Source organism: Kitasatospora sp. NPDC090091 (assembly GCF_044747365.1).
GTDB lineage: Bacteria > Actinomycetota > Actinomycetes > Streptomycetales > Streptomycetaceae > Kitasatospora.
The window spans coordinates 41,914-58,426 of the sequence record NZ_JBIVDY010000004.1 but is presented as its reverse complement, the minus strand read 5'-3'; the positions used below and the strand labels follow the sequence as shown (position 1 = coordinate 58,426).

15 protein-coding genes are annotated in these 16,513 nt (G+C 74.1%); 7 read left to right on the top strand and 8 right to left on the bottom strand.

Features of this window, described 5'->3' with window-relative positions; genetic code table 11:
- Positions 1 to 88: 88 nt before the first annotated feature.
- The gene (locus tag ACIPSC_RS08075; protein WP_400824165.1) at positions 89 to 520 is read left to right on the top strand and encodes a GNAT family N-acetyltransferase; all 432 of its coding nucleotides are present in this window, start codon (positions 89 to 91) and stop codon (positions 518 to 520) included.
- A gap of 65 nt (positions 521 to 585) precedes the next feature.
- On the opposite strand, the gene ACIPSC_RS08070 is transcribed toward ACIPSC_RS08075, so the two are convergent.
- Entirely contained in the window at positions 586 to 2,328 is a 1,743-nt protein-coding gene (locus ACIPSC_RS08070; protein WP_400824163.1) for a penicillin-binding transpeptidase domain-containing protein, read from the bottom strand.
- 255 nt (positions 2,329 to 2,583) lie between these two features.
- On the opposite strand from ACIPSC_RS08070, the gene ACIPSC_RS08065 reads away from it, so the two are divergent.
- Both ACIPSC_RS08065 and ACIPSC_RS08060 read left to right on the top strand, forming a co-directional pair.
- Positions 2,584 to 3,018 carry a MarR family winged helix-turn-helix transcriptional regulator gene (locus ACIPSC_RS08065; protein WP_400824161.1) on the top strand — a complete coding sequence of 145 codons (435 nt, stop codon included), beginning with the start codon at positions 2,584 to 2,586 and terminating at the stop codon, positions 3,016 to 3,018.
- Entirely contained in the window at positions 3,015 to 3,566 is a 552-nt protein-coding gene (locus ACIPSC_RS08060) for a hypothetical protein (RefSeq protein ID WP_400824160.1), read from the top strand. The genes ACIPSC_RS08065 and ACIPSC_RS08060 overlap by 4 nt, the downstream gene beginning before the upstream one ends.
- 57 nt (positions 3,567 to 3,623) lie before the next feature.
- Here the strand turns inward: ACIPSC_RS08060 and ACIPSC_RS08055 are convergent, their stop codons facing one another.
- From ACIPSC_RS08055 to ACIPSC_RS08035, 5 genes are all read right to left on the bottom strand, one after another.
- On the bottom strand, positions 3,624 to 4,229 hold the full coding sequence (locus ACIPSC_RS08055) for a 2'-5' RNA ligase family protein (RefSeq protein WP_400824158.1): 606 nt from the start codon (positions 4,227 to 4,229) through the stop codon (positions 3,624 to 3,626).
- A 145-nt stretch (positions 4,230 to 4,374) separates the two neighbouring features.
- Positions 4,375 to 4,671, bottom strand: coding sequence for a putative quinol monooxygenase (locus ACIPSC_RS08050; protein WP_400824157.1), 297 nt, complete (start codon positions 4,669 to 4,671; stop codon positions 4,375 to 4,377).
- Positions 4,672 to 4,750: 79 nt separating this feature from the next.
- Positions 4,751 to 5,848, bottom strand: a complete 1,098-nt coding sequence (locus ACIPSC_RS08045; RefSeq protein WP_400824155.1) for a hypothetical protein — start codon at positions 5,846 to 5,848, stop codon at positions 4,751 to 4,753.
- A 23-nt stretch (positions 5,849 to 5,871) separates the two neighbouring features.
- Entirely contained in the window at positions 5,872 to 8,001 is a 2,130-nt protein-coding gene (locus ACIPSC_RS08040; RefSeq protein WP_400824154.1) for a hypothetical protein, read from the bottom strand.
- Between the two features lie 3 nt (positions 8,002 to 8,004).
- A complete protein-coding gene (locus ACIPSC_RS08035) occupies positions 8,005 to 8,319 on the bottom strand; it encodes a hypothetical protein (protein ID WP_400824152.1) in 315 nt (104 codons plus the stop codon).
- A gap of 376 nt (positions 8,320 to 8,695) precedes the next feature.
- On the opposite strand from ACIPSC_RS08035, the gene ACIPSC_RS08030 reads away from it, so the two are divergent.
- The 3 genes from ACIPSC_RS08030 (at position 8,696) to ACIPSC_RS08020 (ending at position 13,916) form a co-directional block, all read left to right on the top strand.
- Complete coding sequence (locus ACIPSC_RS08030; protein ID WP_400824151.1) at positions 8,696 to 9,475, top strand: SDR family oxidoreductase; 780 nt, start codon at positions 8,696 to 8,698, stop codon at positions 9,473 to 9,475.
- A gap of 165 nt (positions 9,476 to 9,640) precedes the next feature.
- On the top strand, positions 9,641 to 12,673 hold the full coding sequence (locus ACIPSC_RS08025) for a BTAD domain-containing putative transcriptional regulator (protein ID WP_400824150.1): 3,033 nt from the start codon (positions 9,641 to 9,643) through the stop codon (positions 12,671 to 12,673).
- 46 nt (positions 12,674 to 12,719) lie between these two features.
- Complete coding sequence (locus tag ACIPSC_RS08020) at positions 12,720 to 13,916, top strand: FAD-dependent monooxygenase (RefSeq protein WP_400824149.1); 1,197 nt, start codon at positions 12,720 to 12,722, stop codon at positions 13,914 to 13,916.
- Between the two features lie 96 nt (positions 13,917 to 14,012).
- Here the strand turns inward: ACIPSC_RS08020 and ACIPSC_RS08015 are convergent, their stop codons facing one another.
- Both ACIPSC_RS08015 and ACIPSC_RS08010 read right to left on the bottom strand, forming a co-directional pair.
- On the bottom strand, positions 14,013 to 14,708 hold the full coding sequence (locus ACIPSC_RS08015; RefSeq protein ID WP_400824148.1) for a hypothetical protein: 696 nt from the start codon (positions 14,706 to 14,708) through the stop codon (positions 14,013 to 14,015).
- Positions 14,709 to 14,891: 183 nt separating this feature from the next.
- Positions 14,892 to 15,392, bottom strand: coding sequence for a cupin domain-containing protein (locus ACIPSC_RS08010; protein ID WP_400824147.1), 501 nt, complete (start codon positions 15,390 to 15,392; stop codon positions 14,892 to 14,894).
- A 276-nt stretch (positions 15,393 to 15,668) separates the two neighbouring features.
- Between ACIPSC_RS08010 and ACIPSC_RS08005 the strand changes: the two genes are divergently transcribed.
- Positions 15,669 to 16,478 carry an alpha/beta fold hydrolase gene (locus ACIPSC_RS08005; protein ID WP_400824145.1) on the top strand — a complete coding sequence of 270 codons (810 nt, stop codon included), beginning with the start codon at positions 15,669 to 15,671 and terminating at the stop codon, positions 16,476 to 16,478.
- Positions 16,479 to 16,513 lie beyond the last annotated feature (35 nt).

Below are 16,513 nucleotides of genomic sequence, written 5' to 3'. Positions count from 1 at the left end.
GTGGGCCGGATGCGGGGTGCCGACGGCTGCTTGGTTCTACCAAGTTAGTGCTTGGAATCTCCAAGTGTCCTCTCTATGCTGTCCGTTCATGACTGCAATCAGGGAAGACGGCTACGAGCTGTCCACGGACGCGAGCCGGATCGATGTCGGCCTGGTGCACCACTGGCTGTCCACCGACGCGTACTGGGCGCTGGGCGTCAGTCGGGAGACGGTGGAGCAAGGGGTTCGCGCCTCGCTCAACTTCGGTGTCTTCGACGCCGCGGGCGCCCAGGTCGCGTACGCGCGGATCGTCAGTGACCTGGCCACCTTCGCGTGGCTCTGCGACGTCTACGTCGACCCGGCGCACCGCGGCAGGGGTCTGGGAACCTGGCTGGCCGCCGAGATCCGCGACCACCTGGCCCCGTACCGGCTGAGGCGCATCCTGCTCGCCACGCAGGACGCCCACGGGGTCTACGCGAAGGCGGGCTTCACGCCGCTGCCCAACCCCGAGCGCATGATGGTCCTGACCCGGGCGTCCTGAGCGTCACTCCGCCGGGCGGGGGTGCGGCGTGAGCACACCGCACCCCCGCCCGCGCCGGTCGGCGGTCAGCCCTTTCCGCCGGCCTTGAGCACCTGGGCGGCCGCCACGCCGGCGGCGCTGTTGCCGTGGCCGCCGCCCTCGACCTCGGCCGCGACCGCGAGGTCGCCGCGGTAGGCGATGAACCAGCTGTTGGTGTCCTTGCCGGTGCCGGTCTCGACGGTGCCGGTCTTGGCGCCGATCTGGCCGGTCAGCCCGGACATCGGGGCGCGTGCGGTGCCCTGGGTCGCGGTCCTGGACATCATCGTCCGCAGGTCGCGGGCGACGCCCTCCGGCAGCTTCCCGGGCGCCGTCACCCGCTTCGCGCCCGGTAGCAGGACGGGCTGGCGGAACGTTCCGCTCTGCACGGTGGCGGCGACCGAGGCCATCGCCAGCGAGTTCACCTGGACGGTGCCCTGGCCGATGAACTCGGCCGCCGCCTCGTCCTTGGTCTTCGGCACCGGGACGGTGGCGTCCCGGCTCTCGATGCCGATGTGCCACTCCAGGCCGAGGCCGAACTGCTCGCGCGCCACCGCCGGCACCGTTCCGAGCTGCAGCTTCTCCAGGCCCTTGTCGATGAAGCCGGTGTTGCAGGAGTGCGTGAAGTCGTCGGTGAGGGTGTAGTCGGGGAAGTCCCCGCGTTCGTCGTTGCGCCAGGGGCGCGGGGAGTTGGTGGTGTCCTTGCACGGTACGACGGTGTCCGGGCGGACCCCGGCCTCCAGGAGGGCGGCCGCGGTGACCACCTTCATCGTGGAGCCGGGCGGCTGTCCGCCCGCGACGGCCCGGTTGTACTCGCCCGAGGGGGAGAACGCCATCGCGAGGATGTGGCCGGTGCTCGGCTGGATGGCGACCAGCGAGGCAGGCTTCCCGCCCGCCGACTGCTGCTTCACCGCCTCCTCCGCGACCTGCTGGAGGCCGGCGTCCAGGGTGAGCCTGACCTCCGGCGCGCTCGACGGGGTGAGGACGAACAGCTGCTCCGGCGCCTTCGCGGTGCCGTCGCTGATCACCACGGCCTGGCCGCCGACGGAGTCCGCCCCGGCGGGCGGAGCGATCTGCGGAAGCACGGACTTGAGCGAGGGGAAGGCGTCGAGCGGCTTGCCGTTGCGGTCGGTCGGCTTCACCACGGGAGTGGGCAGCAGCCGGACGCCGATCGTTTCGCCGGTGTCGAGGTGCGGGTGGATCACGTTCGGCGCCCACCGGACGACCGCCCGGCCGTCCGCGGCCCGGACCACGCTCAGCGCGCCGTCGTACTCCCAGGCGCCGGCCGCGCCCTCGAACTCGGCCTTCACCCGGAAGCCGACGGCCGGCTCGCTCGGCGTGCCGGAGGGCGCCGGGCCCGTCCCGGTCGCGGCGAACGAGCGCGGCTTCAGCGCCTCGCGGAACGCCGACAGCGCCGAGCGCGCCGTCTCCTGACGGTTGGTGAGGGCGGCCGCAGCCGTGACGTCGCCCCGGCCCCAGGCCGCCAGGAACTGCCGCGCCACCGCATCGGCCTCCTCGGCGGTCGGCGGCTGCTGGGCCATGGCGGCCACGGCGGTGGACTCCGGATGGTCGCCGTCGCCCCGGGATCCGTCCGACACGGCGTTGACCAGGTTGTACGCGCCGTACCCGCCGACCGTGACCAGTCCGGCGACGACTCCGCCCAGTGCCAGCTGCCAGACCCGGCGCGAGGCCGACCGGCGACGCGGGGCCTCCTCCTCGTCGCCGTCGTACCCGATGTACTCGGTGTGCGCGGTGAGTTCGGCGAGCTCGCCGTCTTCCCGATCCTCGAACAATGCTCTTCCCCCGTGTGCTCCTGTGGCAGGCCCGACCCCCGGAATCTCCCACCCCGCGGCCGGCCCGGCCCGCCCCGTCGAGATGGTTCGGACCCGGCCCAGCCTAAACCGCACCTGATCGGTTGTCAGCGGAGGGCTGGTGATCTTGGGCGGGCGGCACTCCGCGGTCGTCGCCCGAGCGTCGGCGCGCCGCTGAGCCCGGCGGGGTGCCACCCGCCTTGCCCTCGATAGAACGATTTCGTAGTATCCGAAATCATGAACTCCGAATCCGTACCACCTGAGCGGTCGGTGCTGCTCACCCTGCAGCGCGCGACCCACGCCACGCTGCAGCTGATCGCCGCCGAGCTCGTCGACCTCGACCTGACCGCCTCCGAGATCAACGCGCTGGCCAACCTCGCCGACGGCCGGGGCCGGACCGTGTCCCAGCTGGGTGTCGCGGTCGGCACCCGTCCGACCACGCTGACCAGCGTGCTGGACCGGCTGGAGCGGCGCGGCCACATCACCCGCGGTGTACGTGCCGGCGACCGCCGGTCGGTGCTCGTCGAGCTCACCGACTCCGGGCGCGCGGCCGCGGCCCTGATCAGGCGGACGCTGGCCGATGTCGAGAGCCGCGCACTGGCCGGCCTGCCCGCGGATGCGGTCGCCGGCTACTACGCCGTGCTGGACGCGCTGATCGAGGAGGGCGCATGAGCGGGGACGGCCGCGGTGCGGCGGAGGCGGCGCGGCAGCCTGCGGAGCAGCCCGGTGGGCGGCCTGCCGAGCAGTTCGCGGCGTTGATGGGTGAGGTGATGGCGGCGGCCGAGCGGTTCGGGCACCGCCAGCACGTCCACCTGACCTGGCTGGCCGTTCGGCGCCACGGCACCGCCACCGCGGTCGAGCTGGTGGGCGACGGCATCCGGCGCACCGCCCGGGCCGCCGGTGCCCCGGAGAAGTACCACGTCACCATGACCCGGGCCTGGGTCGAGCTGGTGGGCCACCACGCAGGCCGCGCCGGGAGCGGCTTCGACGGCGGCGCCGGCTTCGACGCCTTCACGGACTTCGACGCCGTCGCCGACTTCGGCACCTTCGCGGACCGGCACCCCGAGCTGCTCGACAAGGCGCTGCTGAGCCGCTTCTACCGGGACGCGACGCTGGCGAGCGCCGAGGCCAGGGCCGGCTGGGTCGAGCCCGACCTCTCGCCCTTCCCCTGGCAGCGCGCCGAGGGCCAGGGCCTGTCTTGTGGATCAGGTCGGGGCTGATCCACAAGACAGGCCCCAGCCGTGGGGCGGGTCCTGCGGCGGGTGGAGGGGGCCCGCTCAGCGGCTCGTACCGGTGCCGGAGTCACCCGGTCGCCGCACCACGCCCGTCCCCAGGGCGACCGCGAGCCGGACCTCCATCGGGCCGTCGCCCCGGCGGGAGAGGACGACGAGCTCGGCGACCGGCGCCGTGGTGCTGCCCAGCCGCGCCGCCGCCTCGGCCGCGAGACCGCGCGGGTCGCGCGTCCGCCCCAGCGAGAGGTGCGGCGTGAAGCCCTCCGCCCGGCCGCGGCAGCGGGGGAAGCGTTCCACCAGCGAGCCGTGGAGCGCGGCCCAGGAACCGGGGCCGTCGGCCGCCGGGTCGAGCCAGACGGTGGAGTCGCGGCGGTGGCGGAAGCTGCGCACGCCCCGCAGCCGTGCGGTGAACGGGTGGTGCTCGGCCGCCGCGGCCGCCAGCAGCGGGACGGCCGGGCCGAAGTCGGACTCCGGGACGAACCCGAACAGCACGTTGACATGGGGCGGCCAGCGGCGGATCTGCGGATCGTGCTCGCGCCGGATCTCCTGGACGGCCTCCCACAGTCCGGACGGCGGCAGCCAGGCCACCGCCGTCCGGGGGGTCGGTGCGACGTCCAGGAGGCCGGGCAGGTCGTACGGGTCCGGGTCCACCCCTTCATGGTCGGCCCACCGGTCACGGTCGGCCTCCCCCTCTGTGGACACCCGCTCCGGTTCGTCGACGCCCGCCCCGGAGGCGGCGCCGTCCCGCGGTTCAGGACGGCGCCGTGGCGGGCAGGTGGGCCCGCAGCCGGGGACGCTACTTGACCGCGAGGATGTCGATCAGGCGGATGTCGGGGTCGGCGGCGAGGAGGTCCGGGCCGACGTGGGCGAGGGCGGCGGGGATGCGGCCGGTCAGGTGGGCCTGGCGGCCCTCGTCGTCGGCGAAGGCGTCGAAGATGCCGAAAGTGGAGCCGTCGACCTGGAAGGCGTACCAGACCTCGGTCCGGGCCTCCTCGGCGGCGATGCCGCGGGCGGCGTCCAGCAGGGCGGCCACCTCGGCCTCCTTGCCGGGCTTGGCGGTGAGCAGGGCCAGCACACCCAGCTTGAGCGTCATGTCGGTTTCCTCCGTGTCGTGAGGCGCTTTGCGTGAGGGGCTTCGGTCGGCAGGACGAACGCCGCGTTCGGCCCGAATCTCAAGCTATGGGGCCGAAAACCGGCACGCGACCGGCGGAAACGACGTGCTCGGTGCGCGCCCGGCCGGCCGGCCCCCCGCCGCGGTTCGACGACAGGACCTGTCCGCCCAGGGTGGTGCGGGCCTCGCGCTGCTCGCGGTCGGTGGTGGTGCGCGCCCGGTCCTGGAGGGTGCGCAGAGCCTCCGGGGCGAGGCCGGCGTGGGCGGCGTCGGCCCACTGGGCGAGCAGCGCGGCCGCCTGGTCGTGGAGGCGGGGGTAGCCGTCGGCGCCGCCCGGGTCGGCGGGGGCGAGGGGCGCGAGCCAGGTGGCGGCCAGGTTGCCGGCGGGATCGGCGGCGAAGCTCGGTACTTGCCCGCCCCCGGCGGCCTTCAGCCGGGTGAGCACGTCGCCCTGCCAGCTGCGGCGGGCGCCGTCCCCGAGGTCGCGCAGGACGTCGTCCGCGATCCCGTCGAAGGCGCCGGCGGGCGCGGCGGCGCGCACCAGCGGGTCGACGATCGCGCTCTGCTCCGGGCCGGGGCCGACGGCGGCGAGGCCGGCCGCGCCCTGGCGCAGGTCGGCGGCGCGCAGGGCGGCGTAGCCCGGCGCGTCCTCCGCGAGCCCCCGCAGCGCGCGGACCAACTGGTTCTGGGACACCGCGAAGTGAACGCCCTGCCCGTCCTGCCAGGCGTCGGCGCTCGGCCCGTCGTGCGCTGCGTAGACGTCGTTGACGCCCGTCAGGACGGCGTGCGTGTCGGCCGCGTAGTCGGCCAGGGCCTCGGCGAGCGGGCCGCGGACCTCGGGGTGGACGTGGTGGTCCGGGCGGTCGGCGAGGGCGAGGACGACGGTGCGCATGGCGTGGGCCTGGGGGAGGGTGTGGACGCCCGGCCGGTCGCCGGTGGTGGCGCGGCGCAGGCCCTCCGCCAGCTCGCGGCACGGCAGGTCGGACCTCCACGCCCCGTCCAGGACGGTGCGGATCCGCCCGTCGGTGCGGAGCCCGGCGCAGTCGCGGTCAGGGTCGTCGCGCCCGAGCGTCCACCAGAGGCCGAGGCCGGCCGCGGCCACCGCCACCAGGGCGGTGGCGGCGGCCGCGGCGCGCGAGCGCCGGGTGGTGGGGAGCATCCGGCTTCGCGTCCGGGGGCTCATCAGGCGTTGCCCCGGCCGAGGTAGCGGCCGGCGACGTCGTTGCTGCGGTTGCGGCTGTTGAGCATGTCGTCCTGGAGGGAGTTGATGTCCGGGCTGTCGGGGTCCATGCCGCGGTCCCGGGCCCAGATGCCGACCATGTCCGACATCTGGCGGTTGGCGCCCAGGTAGGTGTCGGAGACCTTCGCGTTGGCCTCGGAGTTGTTCTGGTCCTTCTCCTCCAGACTGACGGCGTAGGTCCAGGTGTCGACCAGGCGCTGGGCGGCGTCGCCGAGCGGGGCGATCGGCGTGATCGGCGCGCCGATGGTGTGGTAGAGCACCTTGGCCTTCCAGTCGGCCTGGGCGTTCTTGTCGTCGCGCAGGTCCATCGCGGTGTCGGCGCGAATGGCGTCGAAGACGCCGAGCGCGGCCGCGCCCTTGCCCATCGGGTCCTTCATCTGGGCCTCGGTCGGGTGGGGCCCGATGGCGGCGAGCTCCTGGTCGATCCGGCCCGTCTCGGCGCGGTGCAGGGTGCCGTATGCGGCCGGGTCGTCGGACAGGCCGCGCATGAACCGGACCAGGCTGTCCTGGCCGACCGCCATCCGGACGGTGTCGCCGTCCTTCCACACCGAGTCGTGCCCGGTGTGGCCGTTGTAGACGTCGTTGCGGCCGTTGAGCAGTTCGTGGGTGTCCCCGACGTAGTCGGCGAGCGCGTTGGCGAGTGGCTGGCGCAGGGTGGCCTTGATCTTGTCGCCGCCGTGGTCCTCGTCCATGGTGACGATGGTGTCGTGCATGATCCGGCCCTGGGCCTCGGTGTGCTTGCCGTCGTGGGCGGTGCCGGCCCGCTCTCCGGTGGAGGCGGCCTCGATCGCGGCGGCCAGGCCGCTCTGCGAGAGCGGGTCGTCGATCTTGATCATGCCGGTGTAGCCGGTGATGTAGCCCTGCGGCCAGTCCCGCTCCTTCAACAGGAAGTGCAGCCGCTTGTTGCCGCCGTCGGCGCCCGGGTCCAGATAGGACGTCGCGGCCTCGGGCTGGCGGCCCATCACGCCGAGCACCTCGTCCAGCGGGTCCGCGCCCAGCGAGGTGCCGTCGTGGGAGGCCTTGTAGCTCCACAGCCCCGGGTGCTTCTTCTCGCTCGCGATGATGTCGTCGGCGAGGTCGGTGAGGAAGGGCGTGGAGTACTTCGCATCGCCCTTGGACATCAGCGTGCCGAGGATCTGGTAGCCGTAGACCGGCTCCGTGTTGGAGCCGAAGTTCTTGGTCCCGTTCTCCTTCAGCCCCTCGCGCCACTTCCGGTAGAACTCGGTGTTCGGGTCCTGGGTGGCCGAGGCGATGACGCGGGTCAGGTCGGTCTGCAGGCCCGGGTAGGCGGCCTTCTTCCCGCCGTCCTTGCCGGGGTTGTTGAGCTTCTCGGCGAGGTCGAGTGTCTTCTCGGGGCCGAGCCGGTCGAGCAGGGTCTGCGAGAACTGCGGGCTGTCGGCGTTGGCCCGCATCAGGTTCGCCAGCTGCGACCGCTCGTCGTCGTTCAGGCTGTCGATCCGGGTGGCGAGGTCGGCCGCGCGCTGCGCGTCGGCCGCGTCGCCGCCGCCCAGGGCCTTGCCGTTGAAGGTGTTGTCGATGCTGCCCGCCTTCGACGCGCTGCGCAGGGCGCGGGCGGCGCGCTGGTCGGCGTCGGTGGCCCGCTGAATGCCGGCCTCGATGGCCTGCGTCCACTTGCCCGCGGCCTCCTGGTAGGCCCGCTGGGTGTCGGCGTCGTGGTGGAGGTCGTTCAGGGTGCCCTTGTCGAGCGTGCTCGGGTCGAGGACGGCGACCCCGGTCCCGGTCACCTTGAAGCCGGCCTTGACCGCGCCGTCCGCGGCCTCGCGCACCTGCTTCTGCGCGGCCTCGAAGTCCGCGCGCGCGTCGTCGAGCAGGGAGGCCATCGCGTTCGCCTCGACCTGTGCGGCGGCGATCTGGTCCTTGGTGGACATGAGCTGGAAGTTGGCCAGGCCGGCCGTGCCGCCCGTCCACAGCCCGTTTCGGGTCACCGAGAGCACGTCCCGGTCGAAGTTGCCCTCCATGGTGTGGAACTTCTGGGCCATCTCCCGCCACTTGGCCGCGGCGGTGGACAGGGTGCCGGGGTTCACGTTGAGGACGTCCTCGTATCCGAGCATGGGTCACTTCACCTTGAGCGAGTCGGCGATGGACTGGTTGGTGGTGTGGTAGTTCAGCGTGGTCTGCTGCATGGCCGCGCTGTTCTGGTGCAGGCGCGCGGTCAGCTGGTCGACCTGCTCGTGCCACTCGGTCAGCGCCGCGCGCAGCGCGCCGGCGGTGTCCCAGCCCTTGTGCGCGGCGGCCGCCGCGTTGGTCGACTCGTCCGCGGTCGCGCCGATGGTCTTGCTGTCCAGTGCCATGCCGTTGAGCGCCGACTGTGCCCCGCCCATGGCCTGGGTGTTGACGCTGAACTGGTCACTTGCCGCAGGTGTACTCACGTCTGAACTGCCCCCGTTCGGATCGGTCTGCCTGGCGGAGCGCCCGCCGGGGCCCGGCCGTCCGCTCCCGGCGGACCGAACCGGCCCCACCAGCAACACTGGTGACGCACCGTCCGCGTGATCGTACGCAGGGCGGTGATCGTTCTGTCCAGGTGGGAAAGCGTAAAGATTTCCCATGGAGGAGGGAAGAAGCGGGGCGGGCGCGTCCGGTTCGCCGGTCGCGCGCCGGCCCGGATCGTCGGGGCGCGCGGACCCGGCTCACCGAGGGGCGGCCGACCGGTGAGCCGGCGGTGAGGGCGCGGTGAGCGGGCGCCGACAGTCTTGAGCCATCGCCGGGCCGACGGAGGCCAGGACAACCGCACGAAGGAGCACGATCATGGGTGAGCTGACCGGCAAGGCCGCGCTGGTGACGGGTGGTTCGCGGGGCATCGGCCGGGCGGTCGCGCTGCGGCTGGCCGCGGCGGGCGCACTGGTCGCCGTGCACTACGGCGGCAACGAGGCCGCGGCGAAGGAGACCGTGGCGCGGATCGAGGAGGCGGGCGGCCGGGCGTTCGCCGTCGAGGCACGATTCGGCGAGGCCGGCGCGGTGGACCGGCTGTTCGCGGGCCTGACTGCGGGCCTCGCGGCCCACGGGGTGAGCGGCCTGGACATCCTGGTCAACAACGCGGGCATCATCTCGGGCAACCCGATCGCGGCCGTCACCCCGGAGGAGTTCGACCGGGTGTGGACGATCAACGTCAGCACGCCGTTCTTCGTCGTCCAGCGGGCGCTGCCGCTGCTCAACGACGGCGGCCGCATCGTCAACATGGGCTCGACCGCCAGCCGCTTCGCCGTCTCCACGCAGATCGCCTACACGGTGAGCAAGGCGGCGCTGGAGTCGATGGCGCCCTCGCTGGCCAACGAGCTCGGCCGGCGCGGGATCACGGTGAACACGGTCGCGCCCGGCGCGGTGCGGACCGACATGACCGCCGGCCACACCGCCATCCCGGAGGTGGTCGCGGGGCTGGAGTCGATCACCGCGCTCGGACGCCTCGGTGAGCCGGAGGACGTCGCGGACGTCGTCGGCTTCCTGGCGGGCCCGCAGGGCCGCTGGATCACCGGCCAGACCGTCGACGTCTCGGGCGGCACCTTCCTCGGCCCGATCGTCCCGGCGTGATCCCGTCCGCACGGTCACACGGTCGCACGGTCGTACGCGCGGGCGCCGGCCCGCGCGACCGTGCCGGCGCAGGGCCCGGCGGGACCCTGCCGCGGTGATCGGATCTGCGCGATCCCGACCGCTCGACCGTGTCGGCAAGATCGAGTCTGATGCATAATCACCCGCATGCTGTTCGGAATCCTCGGCGAGACCCGGGCGTGGCACGACGACGGGGCCGAGGTGCCCCTGGGCGGGCCCGCCCGCCGGGCACTGCTGGCACTGCTGCTGGTCCGCCCCGGTGAGGTGGTCTCCGCCGACCGCCTGGCCGAGGAGATCGACCCGGCCGCCGAACTCTCCGCCCACGCGGTGCAGTCGCAGGTGTCCAGGCTGCGCGCCGCCCTGGGCCCGGCCGCCGCGATCGAACGCGCCGGAGCCGGCTACCGGATCGCCGTCGCCGACGACGCCGTGGACGCCGGCCGGTTCGAGCGGCTGACCGGCCAGGGCCGCGCCGCACTGCGGGACGGCGACGCGCACCGGGCCGCCGAGCTGCTCCAGGAAGCGCTCGGACTCTGGCGCGGACCCGCACTCGCCGAGATCGCCGGGACCGGGACGGCCCGCGCGGCCGCGGCCCGGCTGGAGGAACTGCGACTCGGGGCACTGGAGGACCGGTTCGAGGCCGCCCTGCGCCTCGGCGAACACCGCACCGCCGTCCCCGAACTGCGCGAACTGGTGGGCCGCCACCCGCTGCGCGAGCGCCTGGCGGCGCTGCTGGTGCGCGCCCTGTCCGCCGAGGGCGGCCAGGCCGAGGCCCTGGTCGTGTTCGAGGAGACCAGACGCCACCTGGCCGACGAGCTGGGCGCCGACCCCTCGCCCGAACTGGCCGCGCTCCACCGCGAACTGCTGGACACCGACAGCACGCCGGCGATCGCCGCGCCCCCGGCCCAGCTCACCTCCTTCGTGGGCCGCGCCGCCGACGCGGCCGAGACCGCCGAACTGCTGCGGGTGGCCCGCCTGGTCACCCTGGTCGGCCCCGGCGGCGTCGGCAAGACCCGGCTCGCCGTCGAGATCGCCGCACGCAACGCCGCCGACGCCGGAGCCGGCGAGGTCTGCTTCGTCGAGCTCGCCCCCCTGCGCGACGGCGCCGCCCCGGCGCAGGCGCTGCTCGGCGCACTCGGCCTGCGCGAGAGCGGACTCCACCTCGACGGCTCGCGCACCCCCCTCGACCGGCTGACCGCCGCGCTCTCGGACCGGCTGCTCCTGATCGTCCTGGACAACTGCGAACACCTCGTCGACGAGACCGCCGAGCTGGCCGCCAGGCTGCTCGCCGCCTGCCCCCGGCTGCGCATCCTGGCCACCAGCCGCGAGCCGCTCGGCATCATCGGCGAGAGCCTGCAGCAGGTGGGGCCGCTCGACGAGGACGCCGCCGCCCGCCTCTTCACCGACCGGGCCGCGGCCGTCCGGCGCGGGCCCGCCGCCGACCCCGCCCTCGTCCGCCGGATCTGCGCCGCGGTCGACGGCCTGCCCCTGGCCATCGAGCTCACCGCCGCCCGGCTGCGCACGCTGGAGATCCACGACCTCGCCGAGCGGCTGGACGACCGGCTCGCCATCGCCGCCCGCGGCACCCGCACCGCCGACCAGCGGCACCGGACGCTCCGCTCCGTCGTCGCCTGGGGCTGGGAGCTGCTCACCGAACCCGAGCGGCGGGCCGCCCGGCGGTTCGCCGTCCTGGCCGGCGGCGCGACGGCCGAGGCCGCGGCGCAGGTGTGCGACACCGACACCGAGACGCTGGAAGCGCTCGCCGACAAGTCCTTCCTGCAGACCGCCGGCGGCCGCTACCGCATGCTCGAGACCATCCGCGCCTACGCCGCCGAACAGCTCGCGGCGGCCGGCGAGCGGGACGTGGCCGAACGCGCCCACACCCGGTACGTCGGGCAGCTGCTGCGCACCGCCGACCCGCACCTGCGGCGGGCCGAACAGCTGGACTGGCTGCCGGTGCTCGCCGCCGAGCACGACAACGTGCTCACCGCGCTGCGCCGGACGATCGCGGCCGGCGAGGTGGAGACGGCCCTGGAACTGCTCGCCTCGGGCTCGACCTACCTGTGGATCCGCGGCACCGCCGCCTCGGTGGCACCCGACGCGGCCGCCCTGCTCGCGGCGATCGGTGACCGGCCGGCGCTCGCCGACCCGGCGGCGGCCGGTGACCCGCAGGGCGTCCGCGACCGGCACGCGGCCGGTGACCCGCAGGGCGTCCGCGACCCGGCGGCCGCCGGCGGCCCGGTGCAGGCCGGCACCGCGCCCCCGGCCGGGCTCGGCGAGGAGTACGCGATCTGCACGCTGCTCGCCGCGCCGGGCTCCACCGGGATGCCCGTCTGGCAGCAGCACCGCGCCGCCGCCGAACGGGCGCTGGCCGCCGCCTGGCCGGGCGACCGGCCCGGACGGTACCCGGCCGCGCTGCTGGTGTGGATGATGCGCAACGCCGGCCAGGCCGCCCTCCAGGAGCGGCAGAGCGCCTTCGAGCTGGTCTCGGCGCAGCGCGACTGCCCCGAGCCGTGGGCCCGCGCGGTGGCCCGGTACGTGGCGGGCTTCGGCCTCCTCGGTGCCGGGGACCAGGAGGCCGCCGAGCGCGACTTCGCCCTGGCCGGCGAGGGCTTCGACGCGCTCGGCGACCGCTGGGGCGCCGCGCTGGTCCTCGACCTGCTCGCCGGCCTGGCGGGCGGTCGCGGGGACCGGGCCCGGGCGATCGCCCTCACCGAGCGCGCCCTCGCCCTCACCGAGGAGCTCGGCGCCCTGGAGGACGCTGCCGACCTGCTGGTCAACCGGGGCGACCAGCTCGCCGCCGACGACCTCCCGGCGGCCCGCGCCGACTACGCCCGGGCCGCTGAACTGGCCGTCCGCGCGGGCAGCGCCGACGGCCTGGGAGCCGCCCTGCGGGGGCAGGCCGACCTCGCCCTCGCCGACGGCGACCCGGCCGGGGCCGAGCGGCTGTACACCGAGGCACTGGAGCGGATCGACCCGCACTGGATCAAGGCCCTCGGCAACCGGGTCCGCGCCCTCGCCGGGCTCGCCCGCGTCGCCGAGGAGAACGGGGACCGGGCCGCCGCCCGGACCCACTACCGCAGGGCCGCCGAGTCCGCGGCCGCGGTCGGGCCGTCCGCGCCGGACGTGCTGCGCGTGCTGGGTCTCCCCGACGCCCTGGTCGAGGCGGTGAGCCGGGCGTGAGCCGGAGGTGAGCCCGCGGTGAGCGCCCCGCGCGAAGCTCACCGCCATGAAGAACCGCAACGTCCTCATCTCCGGCGCTTCCGTCGCCGGCCCCGCGCTCGCCCACTGGCTCCACCACTACGGCTTCGACCCGGTGATCGTGGAGCGCGCCCCCGCGCTGCGCGACGGCGGCTACGCCGTCGACTTCCGCGGTGAGGCGCACCTGTCGATCCTCCGGAGGATGGGCATCCTGCCCGAGCTCGAAGCAGCCCGCACCGGCGTCGGCTCGATGTCCTACGTCAACAGCGCGGGCAAGCCGGTCGCGAAGCTCCCCGCCGACCTCTTCGCGGGCGACCTCGAAATCCTCCGCGGCGATCTCGCCCGCATCCTCTACGACGCCACCAAGGGCTTCACCGAGTACGTCTTCGGAGACTCCGTCACCTCGCTCGCCGAGGACGACCACGGCGTCACCGTCGGCTTCGAGCGCGGCGCGCCCCGCCGCTTCGACCTGGTGATCGGCGCCGACGGGCTGCACTCCAACACCCGCCGCCTGGCCTTCGGCCCCGAGGAGCAGTTCGTCAGGCACCTCGGCGTCTACTGCGCGATCTTCACCACCGCCAACCACCTCGGTCTCGACCACACCGGGCACGCCTACCGCACCGCCGGCCGCCTGGCCGCGATGTACAGCGCGCGCCACAACGCCGAGGCGAAGGCCGCCTTCTACTTCGGCTCACCGGAGCTCGGCCTGGACCGCCGCGACGTGGTGCGCCAGCAGGCGCTCCTGGCCGAGCACTTCACCGGCAACGGCTGGGAGAGCGACCGGCTGCTGGACGCCATGCGGTACGCGTCCGACTTCTACTTCGACTCGGTCGGGCAGGTCCGCATGGACGCCTGGACCCGCGGCCGGGTCGCCCTGGTCGGCGACGCCGCATACTGCCCGTCCTCCCTGTCGGGCATGGGCTCGGGCCTCGCCCTGGTCGGCGCGTACGTGCTGGCCGGGGAGCTGGCCGCCGCGGACGGTGACCACCGCGCCGCCTTCGACCGCTACCAGGAGCGGATGGGCGCGTACGCGGCGGGCTGCCAGAAGATGGGCGACGGCGTCGCCAGGCTGATGGTCCCCGGGAGCCGGCTGGCGGCCTCGTTCCTCAACCGGTACTACAAGCTGATGCCCTATCTGCCGGGCAAGAACATGGCCGCCAGGATCGCCCGCAGGACGGCCGAGAACATCACGCTTCCCGACTACCCGAGCCTGGTCGTGCGTTGAGCCTGCGCGCCGGCGGTCTGCCCTCGGCCGGAGCGCGACGGCGGGCGGGCGGTGACGGGAGCTCCCGTCACCGCCCGCCCGCCGTCGGGCATCGGATCACTCGCAGCCGCGCTGCCAGTTCCAGCCGATGAAGGTGTGGCGCAGCTCGACGTCGAAGGTGCACGACGCGGTCGAGTCGCCGTTCAGCTGCACCGAGGAGTGGTGTGTGTTGAAGTACCAGTTGCCGGTGACGTCGAAGATCCCCTGGTAGCTGAACTCCGCGTCGGCCTTGGTGTGGACGACCGCGCAGTCGGTGGTGCAGTCGTCCGTCTTGGCCGTGGACTTCACCGACCAGCCGGCGTTCCACGGCTCGCGGTTGTTGCCCTGGGTCGACTCGGTGGCCGCGGTGGTGATCCGGCCGCCGTCGGTGGTCCAGGTGGAGGTGGTGTACAGCCCGGTCATCCGGATGTTGCAGCAGTCGAACATCTCGTTCCAGCTGCGCAGCTGCCGGGTGGTACCGGCCGCGGCCGCGGCCGCGGCCTGGCTCGCGGCTGCGGTCTTCGACGCCGCGGCCGAGGCCGGCTTGTAGGTGACCGGGCCGAACTGCGGTGTGCAGTCGGCGCCGATCGTGACCTGCTGCTGGACGGCCTGGCCCGGGGCCGGTGCCGGCAGCGAGCCGGTGAGGCGGACGGCGCCGCACTCCCGGCCCTGGCCGGCCGGCGCCTCGGCCGGGGCGGCGACGGCGGTGGTGGTCCCCAGGAGGGAGAGCAGGCCAGCCGCGGCCAGCGCGACAGTGGTGGAACGGAACGTCACGTTCCTTGCCCCTTCGACGATTTCGATCATGCTCGGACGGCTACGGAGCATAGCCGCGAAGATCGCGTTCGAACGGAGATTGCCAAGAGGTTGGCAGGAAGGTGCAACCCGGGCCGTCCCGCCGGCCGGGGTGCTGCGGATTCCTCCGCGCCGGCGGGCGGCCCTTGGGCCCTGTCCGGCGGGCTACTTGGCCGCGGCGGCTTCGAGGGTGGCGCGCCAGAGCGGGCTGTCGACGTAGTGGTTGTCGTACAGCTCGGAGGAGTCCTTGATCTCCTGCGGGCTCGCCTCGCCGCGCATCACCCGGCCGAGCAGGCGCAGGTAGTCGAAGCGGGGCATGCCGGGGGTGAAGGTGAAGAGCACATCGGCGGTCGAGCCGGGGGCGGCGGCGAAGGCGTGCGGGGTGTGCGGCGGGACGACCAGGAAGTCGCCCTCGTTGAGGACGGTCACCTCCTCGTCGACGAGCACCTGGAGCGAGCCGCCGATGACGAAGAACAGCTCCGAGGCCCGGGTGTGGAAATGGGCCGGCGCGCCGACGGCGCCCTCGGCGAAGGTGGAACGGTAGCTGGTGATCGGGCTGCCGTCGGTGCCGCAGTCGGCCAGCAGGGTCATCGTGCTGCTCGGGTCGCTGGTGGTCTCGGCGGTGGCAGCGCGGGTCAGAACGGGCTTCAGAACTTCGCTGTGCATGAGTGTGTCCCTGTCAAGATGGTCGAGCGGGTGGTCGTGGCCCCCTGAACGGGCCGGCCGTGCGCCCCGGGTCGCGCTGTGCGCGGCCTGGGCTTCCTGCGGCTTCCGACTCCGCCGACTGTAGGACGGCGCGGTGGGCGCCGTGTGTGCACACCGTGCAACAGCTCTCGACATTGCCTGCAGCCCCGCCCGCAGTCCCTGCAGCCCCGCCGCACGAGCCGTCGGCCGGGGCAGCCGGCGGTGGCGGGTTCGCGGCGGCGGGTCCAGCCTGGGCCTATGAAGGAATGGCCGGACGCACGCCGCGCAGGCCCTGAGCACCCGCGGCACCGGGTACTGCTGCTACCGGGCGGGATGTGCAGCGCCGAGTTCTACGCGGACGTGATGGCGGAGCCGGCGCTGGCCGGGGCCGGGCTGGCCACGGTGGCGGTGACGCTGCCGGGGTTCGGGCGCACCGTGCCGCCGGACGACCTCGCGATGGAGAACTACGCCCGGCTGATGGGGGAGTTCGCGGCGGACGAGGCCTGCGACCTGGTCGTGGGTCACAGCATGGGCGCGAACGTCGCGATCGAGATGGCCGCCGCGGGCGACTTCGCCGGGCCCGTGGTGCTCCTGTCGCCGACGTTCTCGAAGAAGGACGAGGCCGCGTTCCTCGGCGTCCTGGACCACCTGGGCCGGGTGCCGGGGCTGGGACCGCTGTCCTGGACGGCGGTGATGAAGGCCCTGCCGCCGATGATGAAGAAGGAAATGATCAAGGGCGGGGTCACGGAGGACCGGGCGCGGACGCTCGCGGCGGACATGAGCAACAACGATCCCGGGTTCTGCCGCCCGTCGGTGCGCTGCTACTACGACTACCTGGACCGCCACCCGTCGCTGGTCGCCCGGCTCCGCGACTCCGGGCAGCCCGCCTGGGTCGTGCGCGGCGACCGCGACGAGATCGGGCTGACGGACGAGGAGCGCCGCGGGCTGGAGGCGAGCCCCGGGATCACCATGGTGACGGTGCCGGATGCCGGGCACCTGCTCCTGGTGGAGCAGCCGGCACGGGTGGCCGAGGTCATCGTCGAAGCGGCGGGGACGGTGCCGGCCTGACGGCCCGCAGCCCGGGGCGGGGCGAAGCGGACCGG